Source organism: Rhizobium sp. X9, assembly GCF_018873185.1.
In the GTDB taxonomy this organism is placed as follows: domain Bacteria; phylum Pseudomonadota; class Alphaproteobacteria; order Rhizobiales; family Rhizobiaceae; genus Agrobacterium; species Agrobacterium oryzihabitans.
Genome location: NZ_CP071311.1, coordinates 1,685,024 through 1,701,777, shown reverse-complemented (window position 1 = coordinate 1,701,777; position 16,754 = coordinate 1,685,024). Strand labels below are relative to the sequence as shown.

Here is a 16,754-nt window from a genome sequence, read left to right as displayed (position 1 = left end):
TTTGCTTCAGGCAGGACAGTGAAACTGTCTTGCCCGAACCGCTCTCACGGCCGCGATCATTCGGGAGCCGAGGTCTGCAGGGCAAGGGCGTGCAGAACACCGCCCATATTGCCCTTCAGCGCGTCATAGACCATCTGGTGCTGCTGCACGCGGGTCTTGCCCTTGAATGCTTCCGCGACGACTTCCGCCGCGTAATGGTCGCCATCACCGGCCAGATCGCGGATCGTGACCTTTGCCCCGGGAATTCCCGCCTTAATCATGTCTTCAATGTCGCCGGGTTTCATGGGCATGGTGTTTCTCCTTAATTCATTCTGCGGCGATCAAAGTTTCGCCGTCCATGAATTGAGGGAACCACGATTCATAGGCCAAGTGCAATTCTTTAATCTCGACAGCCCGCGCCGTGCCCAGCTTTACGCTTGCACCGCCGGTGACGCCGATTGCCGGGCAGGAAACGCCTGCCGCCTTGGCCGCCGCCTGCACCTTGTCGAGATCGGCCTTCTTCACCGTCAGAACGTAACGACCCTGGTCTTCGCCATAGAAGGTGAGGACCGGATTGTGGCCTTCGACCGCATCGATCGTCGCGCCAATGCCCGAGGAAATCGCCATTTCGGCAACAGCAAGTGCGAGACCGCCCGAAGAGCAATCGTGAACGGCTGTCGTAAGACCGTCGGTGATGAGCGTGCGGACGAAATCGCCGTTCGTCTTTTCGGCTGCCAGATCCACATGCGGTGCCGGGCCATCGATGCGGCCATGGATGTCGCGCATGTAAACGGACTGGGCGATGTGGGTGCCGAGGCCGGCAGGGGCGCCGATGAGTAGTACCACTTCGTCAGCGGCGGCAAAACGGATGCGCGCCATACGGCCCCAGTCCTTCAGCAGGCCAACGCCGCCGATGGTGGGGGTGGGCAGGATCGCCTGACCGTTGGTCTCGTTATAGAGCGAGACGTTGCCGGAAACGATCGGGAATTCCAGCACGCGGCAGGCTTCGCCGATGCCCTTGATGGCATGCACGAGCTGGCTCATGATCTCCGGCTTTTCCGGATTGCCGAAATTGAGGTTGTCGGTGGCCGCCAGCGGCAGAGCACCGGTTGCGGTGATGTTGCGCCAGCATTCGGCAACGGCCTGCTTGCCGCCTTCGAAGGGATCAGCCTCGACATAACGCGGCGTCACGTCGGAGGAGAAGGCCAGCGCCTTCTTGTCATGGCCTTCGACGCGAACCACGCCCGCATCCCCACCCGGCAGCTGCAGGGAGTTGCCCTGGATCAGCGTATCGTACTGTTCGTATACCCAGCGGCGCGAGGAGTTGTTGGCCGAACCGACCAGCGATACCAGCGCGTCGGCAATGTCTGCGTCTGGAACGTCGTTCTCCGAAAGCGGCGCCTGAACCTTGGCGGGCGTCCACGGACGGTCATATTCCGGGGCCTGATCGCCGAGATCCTTGATCGGCAGGTTGGCGACTTCCTCGCCATTGTGCAGCACGCGGAAGCGCAGGTCGTCGGTGGTCTTGCCGACGATGGCGAAGTCCAGACCCCATTTGACGAAGATCGCCTTGGCGACTTCTTCCTTGGAGGGCTCGAGAACCATGAGCATGCGCTCCTGGCTTTCCGACAGCATCATTTCGTAAGCCGTCATGCGCTCTTCGCGCACCGGTACGGCGTTGAGATCGAGCTCGATGCCGAGATCGCCCTTGGCGCCCATTTCGACGGCCGAGCAGGTGAGGCCGGCTGCACCCATGTCCTGAATGGCGATGACCGCGCCGGTCTTCATCAGTTCGAGGCAGGCTTCCAGCAGGCACTTTTCGGTGAAGGGGTCGCCGACCTGAACCGTCGGGCGCTTTTCTTCGATCGACTCATCGAATTCGGCCGAGGCCATGGTCGCGCCGCCGACGCCGTCGCGGCCGGTCTTCGCACCGAGATAGACCACCGGCAGGCCGACGCCCTTGGCTTCCGACAGGAAGATCGCATTGGACTTGGCAAGGCCGGCGGCAAAGGCGTTAACGAGGATGTTGCCGTTGTAGCGCGGGTCGAACTCCACTTCGCCGCCGACGGTCGGCACGCCGAAGGAGTTGCCGTAACCGCCGACACCGGCGACGACGCCAGCCACTAGGTGGCGGGTCTTCGGATGATCGGGTGCGCCGAAACGCAGGGCGTTCATGGCGGCGATCGGGCGGGCACCCATGGTGAAGACGTCACGCAGGATGCCGCCGACGCCGGTCGCCGCACCCTGATAGGGCTCGATATAGGATGGGTGGTTGTGGCTCTCCATCTTGAAGACGACGCAGTCGCCATCATCGATATCCACCACGCCTGCATTTTCACCGGGGCCCTGAATGACGCGTGGGCCCTTGGTCGGCAGGGTCTTCAGCCACTTCTTGGAGGACTTGTATGAGCAGTGCTCGTTCCACATGGCCGAGAAGATGCCCAGCTCGGTAAAGCTCGGCTCCCGTCCGATCAGGTCGAGGATACGCTGGTATTCGTCGGGCTTCAGCCCGTGGGATGCAACGAGTTCCGGGGTGATCTTGATGGAATTTGAGATAGACATAGGTCTCACGCGGTTCGAGCCGAGGAAAGTTTCCGGTTCTTTACCGCAAGAGGCTTGATCGTGCGACAGGAAAATGCGCCGTTTTGCCGGCAAAACGCTGCTTTGTTGGCTTATTCAGAACTTGTAGCCGACCATTAGTCCCACACGCGTCAGCCCGTCATTGGGGCCGTCGCACAGATTGGCGTGGGAGGCATGTTCGATCTGGGTCGAAATATTCCAGTTGCTGTTGAAGCGATATCCGATGGCGGCATATTCATGAAAAAGCACGCGGCAGCCGAATTCCGCGCCGGTTTCGCCCGGGCCGTTTCTCAGCCTGCCGTCATGCCACAGGCCGCCAAAGCCGAGGTCGACGAAAATTTTCGGATTGAGGTCGAAGGTCCAGTTGACGCCGCCGTAAATAGTATTTGCTTCGCCCTCGGTGCCGATTTCCGCACCCAGATGCAGGCGCGGGCGGGCAAGCTTTTCGCCAAGGGTGATGGCCGATGCGCTCGCGAAGGGATCGAAATACGCGGTAAAGGCCGGGAATACGCCGTCTTCGCCACCGCCACCGCCACCGCGATCGGCGAGCGAGGTTGTGACCCCGAAACGCAATTCATCGAACACCGTGCCGTCTGCGGCGGCGGCCGGCGTCACGTCACTCAACACACATGCTGCGAAAACCATCGCGAGGGCAACAAATACCCTGGCTGAAGTGGAACCGAATGCTGCCATCGAATCATTCCCCGCTCCGGAGTAGGGAAAGGATGGCAGATTCGCCGGTTTGGTAAATAATGAGTTACTGAATTAGAGGTCGTGTTGCAGGAAAGACTCGCTCCCGCTCACGCCTCGCTTTCATAACCGGCCGAACCATTGTCGAGCAGATGCCGCAAGGTGCCGAAGGCATGGGTGAGATCCTCGCGTTTGGGAGGCCCGGAGAAGCTGATGCGGACACGGTGGAAAACCTTCTCCGTGCGCCCGGCCTTGAACTCGTCCTCGTCGTCGATCAGCACGCCTTCCTTCATGGCGGCATTGCGGAATGTGCCGGAAAGCCAGGGCTCGGGCAGCCGCAGCCACAGGAAGGCGATATCCGGCAGGGAGTTGAATTCCAGCCCGGTAAAAACGCGTCTGGCGATCGCCTCGCGCTGGTTGATCTCGGCAATGCAATCCTTGCGGATGTCATCGGCGTCGCCGCTGTTGACGAGCCGCGCATTCAGTTCTGCCAGCATGAAGGGCAGGCCGCCGGTTATCATCGAATGCGAAATGCGTATCCGCGATGAGAATTGTGCCGGGCAGGCGACCCAGCCGCCGCGGACGCCGGCGGAAACGGATTTGGACAGGCCGCCGACAACGAAGGTGATATCGGGCGCAAATTCCGCAATCAGGGGAATGGCCTCGCGGGTCATCGCACCATAGAGATTGTCCTCGACGATCCATACGCCGTATCTGCGGGCGATATCGGCGATTGTACGCCGCCGCTCTTCGGGCAGGGTGGCGCAGGTCGGGTTCTGGCCGGCCGACATCAGGAAGATCATCTTGGGGTGCTGCTGGGCGCAGATGCGCTCGAAATCATCAGGGACAATGCCCTTCTCATCCGCTTCCACCAGCGTTACCCGCCGTCCGGCGAGCGCGGCGCTGCGGCTGATATGGGAATAGGTGAGGGGTTCGAAAACGATCCGGTCGCCCGGCGCCGTCATCGCCGTCACCACGCTCATCACCGCCGCATGGGCGCCGAGCGTCGAAACGATGTTTTCCGGTTTCGGCGACCAGCCGTTCTGGGAAAGCCAGCGGACGCCCGCCATACACCAGCTGTCTGGAAGCGCGCGGGTATAGTTGGCGACTTCGAAAGGATGGTCCCGGGTGACTGCCTCGATGTGCCCGGTGATCAGCGTGCTCTGGCCGACATCGGGTGCTGCGGTGGTATTCAGCCGAAACTCCGCGCTGGTTTCGATCGGGTGGCGTGTGCCGCCGAATGCAGACGCTGCCGGTTCGATACGTGACGACGGGGCAGGGGTCTTGCTCTCGTTGACATAGGTGCCACGCCCGACTTCGCCGCTGACGAGACCACGTTCGTGGATGAGCGCATAGGCCCGGCTGATTGTGCCGATTGTCACGCCGAGATCATAAGCGAGATTGCGTTGCGGCGGCAATTTCGAGCCCGCCTTCAGAATGCCGTCCGAAATCGCGCCTTCGATACTGTCTGCAAGGCGCAGGTAAATGGGCCCATTGCCCTCGGTAATGTCGGGAAGCCAATTTGTCATGGTGACAATTTATGCATTGTATCTGTATCCAAGTCAATTGTATTTATTGGATGCATTAAGTGAGGCTAAACGCACGGAGACAATAGGTGCAATATGCGCAAGATGGATCAATACCTTTCGACAACGGATACAATTTATCCTGACGGTTACGAACGGGAACGCGTGTTCCGCGATGCCGGCGACATGGTCGCACCGGCGCCGTATCCGGCTGAGATCGCTCGCACGCTTATTGGTCGCCTGATTACGGGCTTGTTCAAGTGGCACGACAAACGACAGGGACGGCTCGCTTTGCGTGAACTGTCGGACGATCTTCTGCAGGATATCGGCGTCACGCGCGACGAGGCCTTGAAGGAGGCCGCAAAGTCGCAGCTTTTCTCGTGGCCAACGCGGCCGCTTTAATTTTCTGCCGGAGAGCGGCGCCATCTTTCCCCGGTGCCTGAATTGCCATTCGGCAGGCCCGCCACGCCAGTCCCAACCGGCGTTGGCGGGTCTTTTTGTGTTTGGACTGCTTGGAGCATTTTCGCCAAACCAATACACCTAAACATATGACGTGAGGAGTTTCCTGCCGCGATGCATCCCCACGCCCCTCATTCCTGTGCTTGTCACAGGAATCCAGTCGACGCGGCTCTCGCGCGGCGGTGAGAGTCCTTTCAGCCCAAGGACTTGGGCTGGCTGGATTCCTGTGACAAGCACAGGAATGAGGAAGCGAGCGCGTACTCCAAAGGGCAAGCGTCTTAACCGACGCGCCGGCCTAGAATCTTTTTGTCGCGTACGATGAGATCAGCAGCCCTTGCCGCCATTCGCCCAGCGTTTGACATCGGTTGCGATGCGGCCTGAAACGGTCTCGTTCATCATGGGGCCGAAAGCATCGAGCTTTGCCGGGTTACCCTCGGCCTGTACGACCAGCATGGGGCGCGATTCCGGGCTGTTGCGCGGCACGAGCAGAATGCGCGGCCGACCGGAGAAGGAGTTCAACTCCGGCGCCAGACGGTAGGCCTTGAAAGCTGCATCCCCCGACTTGAACCAGCAGGCATTGGCACCTAGCGCGATCCGTTCCATCGTCGGCAGGGCGGCGCGGGAAACGGAGGCCGCCGGCTGCGGTTTCGGCTGGCAGGCGGCGAGTGCGACGGCAGCAAGGATCAGTCCGGTAGCTTTGTAGGCATTCAGTCGAAAAGCAAGAGACATCAGGTCATCCAGAAGAGAGGCCGAAGCGGCAGCCGCAAGCGGGCATTAAAAAGGCGGGCTTGAAGCCCGCCCGGTCTGTCAGGCTGCGATGACGCCGAGCGCCGAGGCAAAGAGGCCGCGGCCGTCATTGCCGCCATGGGCGGCCTCGATCAGGTTTTCAGGATGCGGCATCATGCCGAGAACGTTGCCCTGAGCGTTAATGACGCCGGCAATGTCGTTCAGCGAGCCGTTGGGGTTGGTGCCGTCAGCATAACGGAACACGACCTGACCGTTGTCTTCAACGGACTTGAGCTCATCCGTATCGAGGAAGTAGTTGCCGTCGTGATGGGCGACGGGGCAACGCAGGACCTGGCCCTTGTCATAGGCACGGGTGAATTCGGTGTCGTTGTTGACGACTTCGAGTTTAACTTCACGGCAGACGAATTTCAGGGAGGCGTTGCGCATCAGAGCGCCCGGCAGCATGCCCGCTTCGACCAGTATCTGGAATCCGTTGCAGACGCCGAGAACCTTGACGCCCTTTTCGGCCTTTTCGCGGATGGCCTGCATGACCGGCATGCGGGCGGCAATGGCGCCGCAACGCAGATAGTCACCGTAGGAGAAGCCGCCGGGAATGACGATCAGGTCCACATCCGGAAGTGCCGTTTCCGTCTGCCAGATGGTGACGGGCGCCGTGCCGGAGATTTTCGTGAGCGCCGCGATCATGTCGCGGTCGCGGTTCAGGCCGGGAAGTTGGACGACAGCGGATTTCATGGTCGGCGGCTCCTGCGGCTTTTAGAGAATGGCGATAGAGTAGTTTTCGATAACCGTATTGGCCAGAAGCTTTTCGCACATCGCCTTCAGGTCGGTCTCGGCCTTGGCCTTGTCGGCGCCTTCGAGCTCCAGGTCGAAGACCTTGCCCTGACGGACATGGCCGACGCCGCCGAAACCGAGGCTGCCGAGCGCGCCTTCGATTGCCTTGCCCTGCGGATCGAGAACGCCGTTCTTCAGCGTAACAGTCACCCGTGCCTTGATCACCTGATCTTCTCCTGATTTTACCTTGCTAGGCCAATATTACTTCACGCGGCCGATATTACTTTACCAGGACTGGGCCGGTGCCGCGGATCGGTTCGTTTTCATTGATGATGCCGAGACGGCGCGCAACTTCGGAATAGGCTTCGAGAAGCCCGCCCATGTCGCGGCGGAACAGATCCTTGTCCATCTTCTTCTGGGTCTCGATGTCCCAGAGACGGCAGCTGTCTGGCGAAATCTCGTCGGCGAGGATGATGCGCATCATGTCGCCTTCGAAAAGGCGGCCGCATTCGATCTTGAAATCGACGAGCTGGATGCCGACGCCGAGGAAGAGGCCGGACAGGAAGTCGTTGACGCGGATGGCAAGCGCCATGATGTCGTCAAGCTCGGCGGGGTTGGCCCAGCCGAAAGCCGTGATGTGCTCTTCGGAGACCATCGGGTCTTCCAGCTCGTCCGACTTGTAATAGAATTCGATGATGGAGCGCGGAAGAACCACGCCTTCCTCGATGCCGAGACGCTTGGAGAGAGAGCCGGCGGCGACATTGCGCACGACGATCTCGAGCGGGATCATCTCCACTTCCTTGATCAACTGCTCGCGCATGTTGAGGCGGCGGATGAAGTGCGTGGGAATGCCGATCTTGTTCAGATGCGTGAAGACATATTCGCAGATACGGTTGTTCAGCACACCCTTGCCGTCGATGACTTCGTGTTTCTTCTTGTTGAAGGCGGTCGCATCGTCCTTGAAGAACTGGATAAGCGTGCCTGGCTCCGGACCTTCGTAAAGGATCTTGGCCTTGCCTTCGTAAATACGGCGGCGACGGTTCATAATGGCAGGTCTCTTGGTTGACGCCGATTCTGGTGGCGTTACGTTTCTGTCTTTGAGCGGTCCCATAAAGGAAAAGAGTGCATTCTACAATGCAGCGCGCATATCTTCCCTTCAATTCTTATGTCGGGCCGACAATGTCCCATGGCTGAAAATCGGCCGGCGCGAGCGGCAAGGGGCGGGACGGGTCTCGCCCTTCGTACCTCTCAGGGCTCGTTTGCCTTCAGGCGGCTCAGGAACTGGGCGAACACCATGCCGCCTTCGGGCCATGGGCCATGGCCGGACTCGGCGTTGATATGACCGGACATGCCGGCATCGATCAGCAGCGAACCCCAGGCGGCGGCAATATCGTCGGCATGTTCGTAGGAGCCGAAGGGATCGTTGCGGCTGGCGATGGTGATGGCCGGAAATGGCAGCGGATCGCGCGGATAGGGGCCGAAGGTCATCAGATGTTTCGGCCGGATATCCGGATTGGCGACATCCGGCGGTGCGACGAGAAGCGCGCCTGCAACTTTCCTGCCGATTTCCGGAATGGCGTGGATGACGGTCGGCACACCCAGCGAATGGGCGACGAGAACGACGGGCTTGGTCGAGGCGTTGACCTCTTCCACGAGCCGCGCCACCCAATCGTGCCTCACCGGTTTTGTCCACTCCGCCTGCTCGACACGGCGCGCGGTGGAAAGCTTGCGCTCCCAGCGGGTCTGCCAGTGGTCTGGGCCGGAATTGGTGTAACCCGGTACGATGAGGATATCTGCTTCTGAAACTTTCATGCGCCCATATCTGTGTCGTGATGCCGCCGCGATCAAGGCCGCGACGGCATTAACTTCAGGGTGTTTGCTCAGGCGTTGCCGAAGACGCGCTTGAAGATCGTGTCGACATGCTTGGTGTGGTAGCCGAGATCGAACTTCTCGCGGATGGCATCTTCGGGAAGGGCGGCACGCACTTCCTCGTCGCCCAGCAGTTCCTCCAGGAAATCCGCACCATGTTCCCAGACCTTCATGGCGTTGCGCTGCACCAGGCGGTAGGCGTCCTCGCGGGAAACGCCGGCCTGCGTCAGCGCCAGCAGCACGCGCTGCGAATGCACGAGGCCACGGAACTTGTTCATGTTTTTCAACATGTTGTCCGGGTAGATCACCAGCTTTTCGATGACGCCGGCCAAACGGTTCAGCGCGAAATCGAGGGTAACGGTGGTGTCAGGGCCGATGGCGCGCTCCACGGAGGAGTGGCTGATATCGCGCTCATGCCAGAGCGCCACGTTTTCCATCGCCGGAACGACCGACATACGCACCAGACGGGCAAGGCCCGTCAGGTTTTCGGTGAGCACCGGGTTGCGCTTGTGCGGCATGGCGGAGGAACCCTTCTGGCCGGGAGAGAAGAACTCTTCCGCTTCCAGAACCTCGGTGCGCTGCATGTGGCGGATTTCGATGGCGACGTTTTCGATCGACGAGGCGATGACGCCGAGGACGGCGAAGAACATGGCGTGACGGTCACGCGGGATGACCTGCGTGGAGACCGGCTCGGGAATGAGGCCGAGCTTGGCGCAGACATGCTCTTCGACGCGCGGATCGATATTGGCGAAGGTGCCGACGGCGCCGGAGATCGCGCCAGTGGCGATTTCCGCGCGGGCATTGACGAGGCGCTCGCGGTTGCGGTGCATCTCGGCATAAAAGCGGGCAAAGGTCAGGCCCATGGTGGTCGGCTCGGCATGGATGCCGTGGCTGCGGCCGATGCGCACCGTGTTCTTATGCTCGAAGGCGCGGGTCTTCAGTGCGGCGAGCACCCGGTCCATATCGGCGAGCAGCAGATCGGCGGCGCGGACGAGCTGGATGTTGAGCGTGGTGTCCAGCACGTCCGACGAGGTCATGCCCTGGTGAACGAAACGGCTGTCGGGGCCGACAAATTCGGCAAGGTGCGTCAGGAAAGCGATGACGTCGTGCTTGGTGACGGCCTCGATCTCGTCGATGCGGGCGACATCGAAGGTGGCGCTGCCGCCCTTTTCCCAGATCGTCTGTGCTGCCGATTTCGGAATGACGCCGAGTTCGGCAAGCGCGTCACAGGCATGCGCCTCGATCTCGAACCAGATGCGGAACTTCGTTTCCGGCGACCAGATGGCGACCATTTCCGGTCGGGAGTAACGAGGGATCATGGCAATGACTTTCTTAGTGGAGGAATTCTTGGTGGAGGAATTTGCTGCCCGTTTAGCAAAGTGTTCCGATAATCTCAATCAACTATAGAGCCAGCGCACCGGCTCGATGCGCCTATTACAAATGTCAAAGCGTCCTTTGGACGTCCGGACGGTCATGGGTCCGTCGGCAGAGGATTGCGCCCGCCAGCGCCAGCGGAACAGCGGCAAATGGAAAATAGAGGCGAAGGCCGAGAATGCAGAACTGGTAGATCGCGCCGAGGGAGGTGAAGAGCTGCTGGAAAAACCAGATGCGGGAAAGTGCCGGTGCATGCCATTGCGCATAAAAGATGCGGTACTGGAAAGCGAAAAGCGCCGCCGCGACCGCTATGGTGAAGAATGCGATGGCAAGGCAGCTTGCCGCAAAGCGCAGCGGCAGGCCGGCGGATGCGGGGAGGAAGCGCAAGGCAACCATGGCCAGTGGCCAGCCGAGGAGGCCGCCGCAGAAGAACAGTATGGCGATATCAGCGGCATGGTCGGTTTCGAACCGGTTTCTTGAATAAAGACCAAGGGCGGCGCTGGCCGCCGAAGAGGCGGCCCAGACGAGCGGGGCGAGAAGTGGAAACAGCCATGCCGATAATGTGTTGCCGGATTCCTGCCTGTCGCTGTCCATCAAAGCCCCCACCCAAACGCCCTGTCGTCCCGCTTGCGGCGTCTCCGCGTTCGGCGGCGGGTCAGGACTGCCCGGCTTCAGCCGCCGTGCGCAGCAGCGAGACCGTTTTGCGATAATCTTCGACGCCGTCGCCCTTGAAGACGGCGGAACCGGCCACCAGCGCATTGGCGCCGGCGGCAATGATTGCGCCGGCCGTCTGTGCCGTTACGCCGCCATCCACTTCAAGCTCGATCGGCCGGTCGCCGATCATCGCTTTTGCCGCGCGGATTTTGTCGAGCATGGCGGGAATGAATTTCTGGCCGCCGAAACCGGGGTTGACGCTCATGATCAGAATGAGATCGACATCATCAAGCACGTTTTCGATGACGGAAAGTGGTGTGGCGGGATTGAGCGTCACGCCGGCCTTCAGCCCGAGTGTGCGGATGGTCTGGAGCGAGCGATGCAGATGCGGCCCGGCCTCCGCATGGACGGTGATGCCGTCACAGCCCGCCTTGGCGAAGGCTTCGAGATAGGGATCGACGGGGGCAATCATCAGATGGCAGTCGAAAAAGGCATTGCTGTGCGGGCGGAGCGCCTTGATGACGTCAGGACCGAACGAGATGTTGGGCACGAAATGGCCGTCCATGACATCGAGGTGGATCCAGTCCGCGCCTGCTTCCGTGACATCGGCGACTTCCTGTCCCAGCTTGGCGAAATTGGCAGCCAGGATGGACGGTGCTATGCGGATGGGCAGGGACATGGGGCAAACTCCTCTCGACGCGTTAAGCTGCCTTTAGCATCATGTTTCGGGGTTTGAAACGGCCTCGGCCGCGACTTGTTGAATTTCCGGCACGACCGGCTTCGCTTACTGTCTTTCGGCCTTGTCCGCAGGTTCGAAGCGCTGGCCATTCCAGCGCTGCAGGCGATAGGGGTTGTCGGAAACCTCATGCGACGGATTGAAAACGATATCGCCGATGATCGTTTTGAACGGAGTGCCGCTTGCCAGTATTTCGGGTGCAGGTTTTCCCTGCGATTGCGCCGCCTCCGCGAGTGCTGCGGTCAATTCCGTCGCCGCATAGGCGGGCAGGGTGTAACCTTCGGGTTCAATGTTGGCGGCGCGCAATTCACCGGCGACGGCCTGTGCCGAGGGCAGCGTGTCATAGGCGGGGCGCGTGATCGCCAGCACGTTCTGAGCAAGTGCGACGGGATTGTTCGCCGCATTCATGGCATCGCCGCCCATGATGGTGAGGGGAATGTTTTCGGAAGCAGCATCCCTGGCGATGATGGCGACATCGTTGCGCTCGGCGCCGATGAAGACATGGGTAATGCCGGTTCGTGCCAGCCGGCGCACGAGTGCCACCTGCTGTTCCTGGCCCGGACGTATCGTATCGGCAAAGGTGGGTTTCAGCCCGTTTTGCTCCAGCGTCGAACGAATGCGGTCCACCAGGTCGCGGCTGAAGATCGTGCCGTCATCCACAAGTCCGATGGAATGTCCTTTCCAGTCGCGCAGGATGATTTCTGCGGCCCTGTCCGACTCGGCCTTGTCCGATGGGGCAAGGCGGAAAAGCGGCCAGCCGTATTTAAGGGCGTCTTCCATCAGGATCGGGGCACGGCTGGAGAGCGTGATCGCCGGAATGGCGGCCGCCTTGAGAGGCGGCAGAACGCCCTGCAGCGTCTCGGTGCATAAAAATCCGATCGCGGCGCTGACCTTGGCGGCCACAAGACCGTCGGCAATCGCGCCGCCGCTGCCGTCTTCGCAGCTTTCATGGATTTCGACGATATCCAGCCCGAGCTTGGCGGCCGCTGCCTTTGCGCCCTGCCGCACCTGCTGCCCCAGAAGCTCATAAGGACCGTTCTGCGGAGCAACGATGCCAATCGATGCCGCACTTGCTGAGCCCGCAAAGGCAAAACCGGCGATAATCGTTAGCAGGCGAAGTGAAAGCATGACGTGATCGAAATCCTGTTGTCCCGGCTTGATGTTTATCGGCAACAATCGGTTTTCCAAAGGAAAAATCACCGATACCCCAGCAGAATCGCACATCGCCGGCCCTGACACGGTGGTTCAGGCCAGACCTTACATGATTTGAAAGATCGGAAGACGACAACACGTCCTGGTTGTTGGGCTTTGATGCAATTATGTGCGATCTGCCGATTATATCTGCTCTGGAGCTAAAGGAATTTCCGTCGAGTGCCAAAAGAAGTATCGACTGCGCTCAGTGAGAGGCTCTTTACTTTATAATGCTGTAACATGTCGCGGTTATAAGCAGATTTTGTGCAGAATAGTAGCATAATCTGCACTTTTAAAGTGCAGCGCGATAGGCTGCACATTTTATTTTCATTTCTTTAATGCATTGATATACAAAGCTAATATTCGGCTTTTTTTGTTCGACATTTGCTTTTTGCCATGTTTTTTTCGCATTTGCGAGAAGATTTGCTTGACGGAAAGTAAATGTTTAGCTTAGATATACGTGTTTCAGGGGACGACTGAAATTGGCTGTAAAAAGCCTCGGAAGTGTTCCGATTATAAGCACTGCCAGACTATATTACATTCTTTATTGTATTTATTTCATCACGTATTGGAGTGCTCCCCGTTTCACCGGACAGGTCGGCTAGATTGATTTTGCCCTGATGAACTGCCGAGGGGAAGCCATCTTGAGCGCTGAATGTGGATGGATTTCGTTGTAGTCTTCGATCCATCCGTCGATGAGCCGGAGCGCCGTTTCGGCGTCCGGTAGTGCAGAGATGCGGATGTAATCCCGCTTCAGGGTTTTGACGAATGCCTCGGACATTCCGTTCGACTGCGGGCTGGCCACCGGCGTGAAGCAGGGCGTCAGATTGAGCGCCTGGGCAAACAGCCTCGTGTCCCGTGCTGTATAAGCCGAACCGTTGTCCGAGAGATGCTCGATAGCATGCGGGGCTCGGGTTGCATGGAAGCGTTTCTCGACCGCCTCCAGCATCATGTCGCGGACATCCGAGCCGGATATTCCGGCATTGGCGACCGCTGTCCAGGCGATGATCTCGCGGTCGAAGGCGTCAATGATGAAAGCGAGGCGAACGACCTCCCCATCCCAGCAGGTGAACTCCAGACCATCGGAGCACCAGCGCAGGTTGGAGCGCATGACCATGACCTTGCCGTCGTGGAGGCGGCCCTTGCGAACGGCCGTATGCTTCTCCAGCAGCATGGCGTGGTTGCCCATGATGCGATGGACCCGTTTGGCGTTGACGACAGGCTTATCGGCGGCTCGCCTTTCGCGATTGAGGAGCGCGGCGATCCGCCGATAGCCATAGGTTGGCCTTTGATCCACCAGCCTGCGGATGGCGGGCAGAAGCTCTGCATCCCCGACCTTATGGTATGCTCCACGCGGCTTCGATCTACCTTTCAGCCGCTCGATGACGTTGGAACGGGAGACGCCCAGCGTGTCTGCGACGGTCTTCATCGGGAACCGTCCTTCGGCAACAAGATCGGCCGCGATATCCGTTTTTTTGAGTCCGCTTTGGAAAGGGCTTCGCGGAGGATTTCGACCTCCATCGTCTTGCGGCCGAGCATGCGCTCCAACTCGCGGACGCGATCTTCCAGTTTCTTCACTTCCGAATTGCCGACTACCGGCTCGTCAGAATCCACGGCTGCAGCACCTCCCTCGCTCAAGAGCCTACGCCACCGATAAAGCAGATTGGGGGCAACGCCGTGACGGCGAGCGGTCGAAGATACCGTCTCGCCTGGTTCGAAACTCTGCTCAATGATCGTCAGCTTTTGCTCGGTTGTCCATCGCCTGCGGCGAACATCACCCGTCAGCAGTTCAACGTGTCGATACTCGTTAGACATAAGCCTATCCTCAAGCCTGTGCTTGAGCCTTTCTGCTTATGCCGACTGTCCGGTCGAAATGGGGGGCAGTTCACGTATAAACCGCTTCAGGCAACTGAGGCGGTTTTTTAAATGGTGCTAAATTAAGCAATTTAAAATTGTATTTGCGCGGCTTTGCGCAAAAGCATTCTCTTATAATTATATTTACCGAAAAGAAATCGCGCGCAGAGTTGGTTTATACCGGGTGTGAGAGCATGTCTGCTCCCTGGCAGATATTCCCCTGTGGACGAGAAAACCCCGCCGTGCTCCGCTGAATCGGTGATGTCCGTTTGTTGTCCGGCTTTATTTCAGGGCGCTCAGCGCGTCTTTTGCAAAGGCGGAGATCGGTGCAGGAAGCGCATCGAGGTCGAACCAGCCGATATCGGAAAGCTTGTCCGGTTCGGTCAGCGCCGGCTCGCCCTGTGCATCGCGTGTCACGAAGATCAGCGAGACCCAGTGATGGCGGTCTTGCGGATTGATATATTCGCTGTGACAGAGAAATTCGACCGTGCCGATCGTTAGCCCGGTCTCTTCTTCGGCCTCTCGCCTTGCTGCGGCGAGGGCGGATTCCAGGTGGTCAACCTTGCCGCCTGGAATATTCCAGTATCCGACCTCCGGCGCTTTCAGGCGCCGGCATAAAAGCAGCCTGCCGTCACGTAAAATGGCAAGGCCAACGCCGACGCCCGGAAAATCTTGTCCTGGCTTGATGGTCGGCGTCATGCCGTCATTCCTGCGTCAGTCTTGTGGGCTCAGGCCTTGGCGTTGGCCACGATCAGCATGAATGCGGGAATGTCGTCGCCGAAACCAACGGGCGTCGGGCCATCATCATGGTCGCGATAATGGCGGCGGCGGTCGCGGTTATCGTCATTGGCGTGCGGCTGGTTGCGATTGTTGCGCTCAGAATTGCGCGGGGTCTTTTCCGGTCTGCGTTCTGCTTTCACCTTGTCGTCTCCATGAGCCGGGATGTCCGTGTCCACAGCGGATTGTGCAACCTGATTGATGTTTTCGACCGGCGATACGGGTGCATCGCGACGGTTCCTGTCGCGGCCCCTGCCGCCACGTTCCTTGCTGCCCCGGCGGCCTGCATTGCTCTCAAAGCTTTCCATGGGGGCGGGGAGTGAGGAGAGATCACCATTCAGCCACTCGATCTTCTCGGCGATCAGCTTCTCGATCGCGTCCAGATATTTTGCGTCGCTTTTGGTGACGAGGGTAAAGGCCTTGCCCGAACGGCCCGCGCGACCTGTGCGGCCGATGCGGTGGACATAGTCTTCAGCATGAATGGGAACATCGAAGTTGAAGACGTGGCTGACATCGGGAATGTCCAGTCCGCGTGCGGCAACGTCGGAAGCGACCAGCAGCGTCAGGTTTCCATCGCGGAAATTCTGCAGCATCGTGGTGCGCGAACGCTGGTCCATGTCGCCATGCAGGGCGCCGACGGAAAAGCCGTGACGATCCAGCGAACGGAACAGGTCGGCGACATCCTTTTTGCGGTTGCAGAAGATGATGGCGTTCTTCAGTTCGGCCTCTTCGGCACGGACGAGATCGCGCAGGACAGCGCGCTTCTCATAGTCCTTGTTGTGCGCGGCGACGATGCGCTGCGTCACGGTCTTTGCCGTGGAGGAGGGCTTGGCAACCTCGATACGGGTCGGGTTCTGCAGGAAGCGATCGGCTAGCTTCTGGATTTCCGGCGGCATCGTGGCTGAGAAGAACAGCGTCTGCCGGGTAAAGGGGATCATCTTGGCGATACGCTCGATATCGGGAATGAAGCCCATGTCCAGCATGCGGTCGGCCTCGTCGATGACGAGGATTTCCACGCCGGTCATCAGAAGCTTGCCACGTTCGCAATGGTCGAGAAGACGGCCGGGTGTACAGATGAGAACGTCGGCGCCGCGCTCAAGCTTGCGGTCCTGATCTTCGAAGGAGACGCCACCGATCAGAAGGGCGACGTTCAGCTTGTGATTCTTGCCGTATTTCTCGAAGTTTTCAGCCACCTGCGCCGCGAGTTCGCGGGTCGGCTCGAGGATCAGCGTGCGCGGCATTCTGGCCCGCGCGCGGCCCTTCTCGAGCAGAGTGAGCATGGGCAGAACGAAGGAAGCGGTTTTCCCCGTGCCTGTCTGTGCGATACCGCAGATATCACGCTTTTCCAGCGCGGGCGGAATTGCGCCGGCCTGAATGGGTGTCGGCGTCGTGTAGCCGGCATCTGCAATAGCGGAAAGAACTTTTTGGCTCAGGCCAAGATCAGAGAATGTTGTCAAAGGAAGAACTTTTTCCGTTCTGGTTCGGGAAGAACACCTGCGTGCCGCTGCGACACTTGCAAAGACTTGGCGCGGGGATATGCCCAAATT

17 protein-coding genes are annotated in these 16,754 nt (G+C 59.5%); 1 reads left to right on the top strand and 16 read right to left on the bottom strand.

The window, feature by feature from the left end:
- Positions 1-56: 56 nt before the first annotated feature.
- The 4 genes from JZY08_RS08335 to JZY08_RS08320 all read right to left on the bottom strand — a co-directional run bounded on the left by JZY08_RS08335 (position 57) and on the right by JZY08_RS08320 (position 4,778).
- Positions 57-290: a BolA/IbaG family iron-sulfur metabolism protein gene (locus JZY08_RS08335; protein WP_003507909.1), complete on the bottom strand. Its 234-nt coding sequence runs from the start codon at positions 288-290 to the stop codon at positions 57-59.
- A 16-nt stretch (positions 291-306) separates the two neighbouring features.
- Positions 307-2,541: a phosphoribosylformylglycinamidine synthase subunit PurL gene (gene purL / locus JZY08_RS08330; RefSeq protein WP_216329894.1), complete on the bottom strand. Its 2,235-nt coding sequence runs from the start codon at positions 2,539-2,541 to the stop codon at positions 307-309.
- Between the two features lie 114 nt (positions 2,542-2,655).
- The gene (locus JZY08_RS08325) at positions 2,656-3,252 is read right to left on the bottom strand and encodes an acyloxyacyl hydrolase (RefSeq protein WP_216329893.1); all 597 of its coding nucleotides are present in this window, start codon (positions 3,250-3,252) and stop codon (positions 2,656-2,658) included.
- A 107-nt stretch (positions 3,253-3,359) separates the two neighbouring features.
- Positions 3,360-4,778, bottom strand: a complete 1,419-nt coding sequence (locus tag JZY08_RS08320; protein WP_216329892.1) for a PLP-dependent aminotransferase family protein — start codon at positions 4,776-4,778, stop codon at positions 3,360-3,362.
- Between the two features lie 93 nt (positions 4,779-4,871).
- On the opposite strand from JZY08_RS08320, the gene JZY08_RS08315 reads away from it, so the two are divergent.
- The gene (locus JZY08_RS08315; RefSeq protein WP_003495365.1) at positions 4,872-5,177 is read left to right on the top strand and encodes a DUF1127 domain-containing protein; all 306 of its coding nucleotides are present in this window, start codon (positions 4,872-4,874) and stop codon (positions 5,175-5,177) included.
- A gap of 381 nt (positions 5,178-5,558) precedes the next feature.
- Here the strand turns inward: JZY08_RS08315 and JZY08_RS08310 are convergent, their stop codons facing one another.
- The 12 genes from JZY08_RS08310 to JZY08_RS08255 form a co-directional block, all read right to left on the bottom strand.
- Positions 5,559-5,963, bottom strand: a complete 405-nt coding sequence (locus tag JZY08_RS08310) for a hypothetical protein (protein ID WP_216329891.1) — start codon at positions 5,961-5,963, stop codon at positions 5,559-5,561.
- 78 nt (positions 5,964-6,041) lie between these two features.
- Positions 6,042-6,713 (bottom strand): phosphoribosylformylglycinamidine synthase subunit PurQ, encoded by a 672-nt coding sequence (purQ, locus tag JZY08_RS08305; protein WP_082182522.1) that lies wholly within the window; start codon positions 6,711-6,713, stop codon positions 6,042-6,044.
- Between the two features lie 21 nt (positions 6,714-6,734).
- A complete protein-coding gene (gene purS / locus JZY08_RS08300; RefSeq protein ID WP_003495372.1) occupies positions 6,735-6,977 on the bottom strand; it encodes a phosphoribosylformylglycinamidine synthase subunit PurS in 243 nt (80 codons plus the stop codon).
- 55 nt (positions 6,978-7,032) lie between these two features.
- On the bottom strand, positions 7,033-7,797 hold the full coding sequence (gene purC / locus JZY08_RS08295; protein WP_003495374.1) for a phosphoribosylaminoimidazolesuccinocarboxamide synthase: 765 nt from the start codon (positions 7,795-7,797) through the stop codon (positions 7,033-7,035).
- A gap of 203 nt (positions 7,798-8,000) precedes the next feature.
- On the bottom strand, positions 8,001-8,564 hold the full coding sequence (locus tag JZY08_RS08290) for an alpha/beta hydrolase (RefSeq protein WP_003495376.1): 564 nt from the start codon (positions 8,562-8,564) through the stop codon (positions 8,001-8,003).
- Between the two features lie 68 nt (positions 8,565-8,632).
- The gene (gene purB, locus JZY08_RS08285) at positions 8,633-9,940 is read right to left on the bottom strand and encodes an adenylosuccinate lyase (RefSeq protein ID WP_216329890.1); all 1,308 of its coding nucleotides are present in this window, start codon (positions 9,938-9,940) and stop codon (positions 8,633-8,635) included.
- A gap of 124 nt (positions 9,941-10,064) precedes the next feature.
- Complete coding sequence (locus JZY08_RS08280; protein WP_216329889.1) at positions 10,065-10,589, bottom strand: hypothetical protein; 525 nt, start codon at positions 10,587-10,589, stop codon at positions 10,065-10,067.
- Between the two features lie 61 nt (positions 10,590-10,650).
- Positions 10,651-11,328, bottom strand: a complete 678-nt coding sequence (rpe, locus tag JZY08_RS08275; protein WP_003495381.1) for a ribulose-phosphate 3-epimerase — start codon at positions 11,326-11,328, stop codon at positions 10,651-10,653.
- Between the two features lie 105 nt (positions 11,329-11,433).
- Positions 11,434-12,561: a branched-chain amino acid ABC transporter substrate-binding protein gene (locus tag JZY08_RS08270; protein ID WP_253204004.1), complete on the bottom strand. Its 1,128-nt coding sequence runs from the start codon at positions 12,559-12,561 to the stop codon at positions 11,434-11,436.
- A 616-nt stretch (positions 12,562-13,177) separates the two neighbouring features.
- Positions 13,178-14,391, bottom strand: a protein-coding gene (locus JZY08_RS08265; RefSeq protein ID WP_149149104.1) for an IS3 family transposase whose coding sequence is annotated in 2 segments (ribosomal slippage) — positions 13,178-14,055 and positions 14,055-14,391 — 1,215 coding nt in all. Because the reading frame shifts where the segments join, the coding sequence is not laid out codon by codon here.
- Positions 14,392-14,712: 321 nt separating this feature from the next.
- Positions 14,713-15,129: an NUDIX domain-containing protein gene (locus JZY08_RS08260; protein WP_216329888.1), complete on the bottom strand. Its 417-nt coding sequence runs from the start codon at positions 15,127-15,129 to the stop codon at positions 14,713-14,715.
- 29 nt (positions 15,130-15,158) lie between these two features.
- The gene (locus JZY08_RS08255) at positions 15,159-16,664 is read right to left on the bottom strand and encodes a DEAD/DEAH box helicase (protein ID WP_003495387.1); all 1,506 of its coding nucleotides are present in this window, start codon (positions 16,662-16,664) and stop codon (positions 15,159-15,161) included.
- Positions 16,665-16,754: the final 90 nt, after the last annotated feature.

Excerpts from the sequence above, each read along its gene's own strand:
- JZY08_RS08335 (WP_003507909.1), bottom strand. The coding sequence starts at position 290 with ATGCCCATGAAACCCGGCGACATTGAAGACATGATTAAGGCGGGAATT.
- JZY08_RS08315 (WP_003495365.1), top strand. The coding sequence starts at position 4,872 with ATGCGCAAGATGGATCAATACCTTTCGACAACGGATACAATTTATCCT.
- JZY08_RS08290 (WP_003495376.1), bottom strand. The coding sequence starts at position 8,564 with ATGAAAGTTTCAGAAGCAGATATCCTCATCGTACCGGGTTACACCAAT.
- rpe (WP_003495381.1), bottom strand. The coding sequence starts at position 11,328 with ATGTCCCTGCCCATCCGCATAGCACCGTCCATCCTGGCTGCCAATTTC.
- purQ (WP_082182522.1), bottom strand. The coding sequence starts at position 6,713 with ATGAAATCCGCTGTCGTCCAACTTCCCGGCCTGAACCGCGACCGCGAC.
- purB (WP_216329890.1), bottom strand. The coding sequence starts at position 9,940 with ATGATCCCTCGTTACTCCCGACCGGAAATGGTCGCCATCTGGTCGCCG.
- JZY08_RS08260 (WP_216329888.1), bottom strand. The coding sequence starts at position 15,129 with ATGACGCCGACCATCAAGCCAGGACAAGATTTTCCGGGCGTCGGCGTT.
- JZY08_RS08280 (WP_216329889.1), bottom strand. The coding sequence starts at position 10,589 with ATGGACAGCGACAGGCAGGAATCCGGCAACACATTATCGGCATGGCTG.
- purL (WP_216329894.1), bottom strand. The coding sequence starts at position 2,541 with ATGTCTATCTCAAATTCCATCAAGATCACCCCGGAACTCGTTGCATCC.
- JZY08_RS08325 (WP_216329893.1), bottom strand. The coding sequence starts at position 3,252 with ATGGCAGCATTCGGTTCCACTTCAGCCAGGGTATTTGTTGCCCTCGCG.
- JZY08_RS08320 (WP_216329892.1), bottom strand. The coding sequence starts at position 4,778 with ATGACAAATTGGCTTCCCGACATTACCGAGGGCAATGGGCCCATTTAC.
- purC (WP_003495374.1), bottom strand. The coding sequence starts at position 7,797 with ATGAACCGTCGCCGCCGTATTTACGAAGGCAAGGCCAAGATCCTTTAC.
- JZY08_RS08310 (WP_216329891.1), bottom strand. The coding sequence starts at position 5,963 with ATGTCTCTTGCTTTTCGACTGAATGCCTACAAAGCTACCGGACTGATC.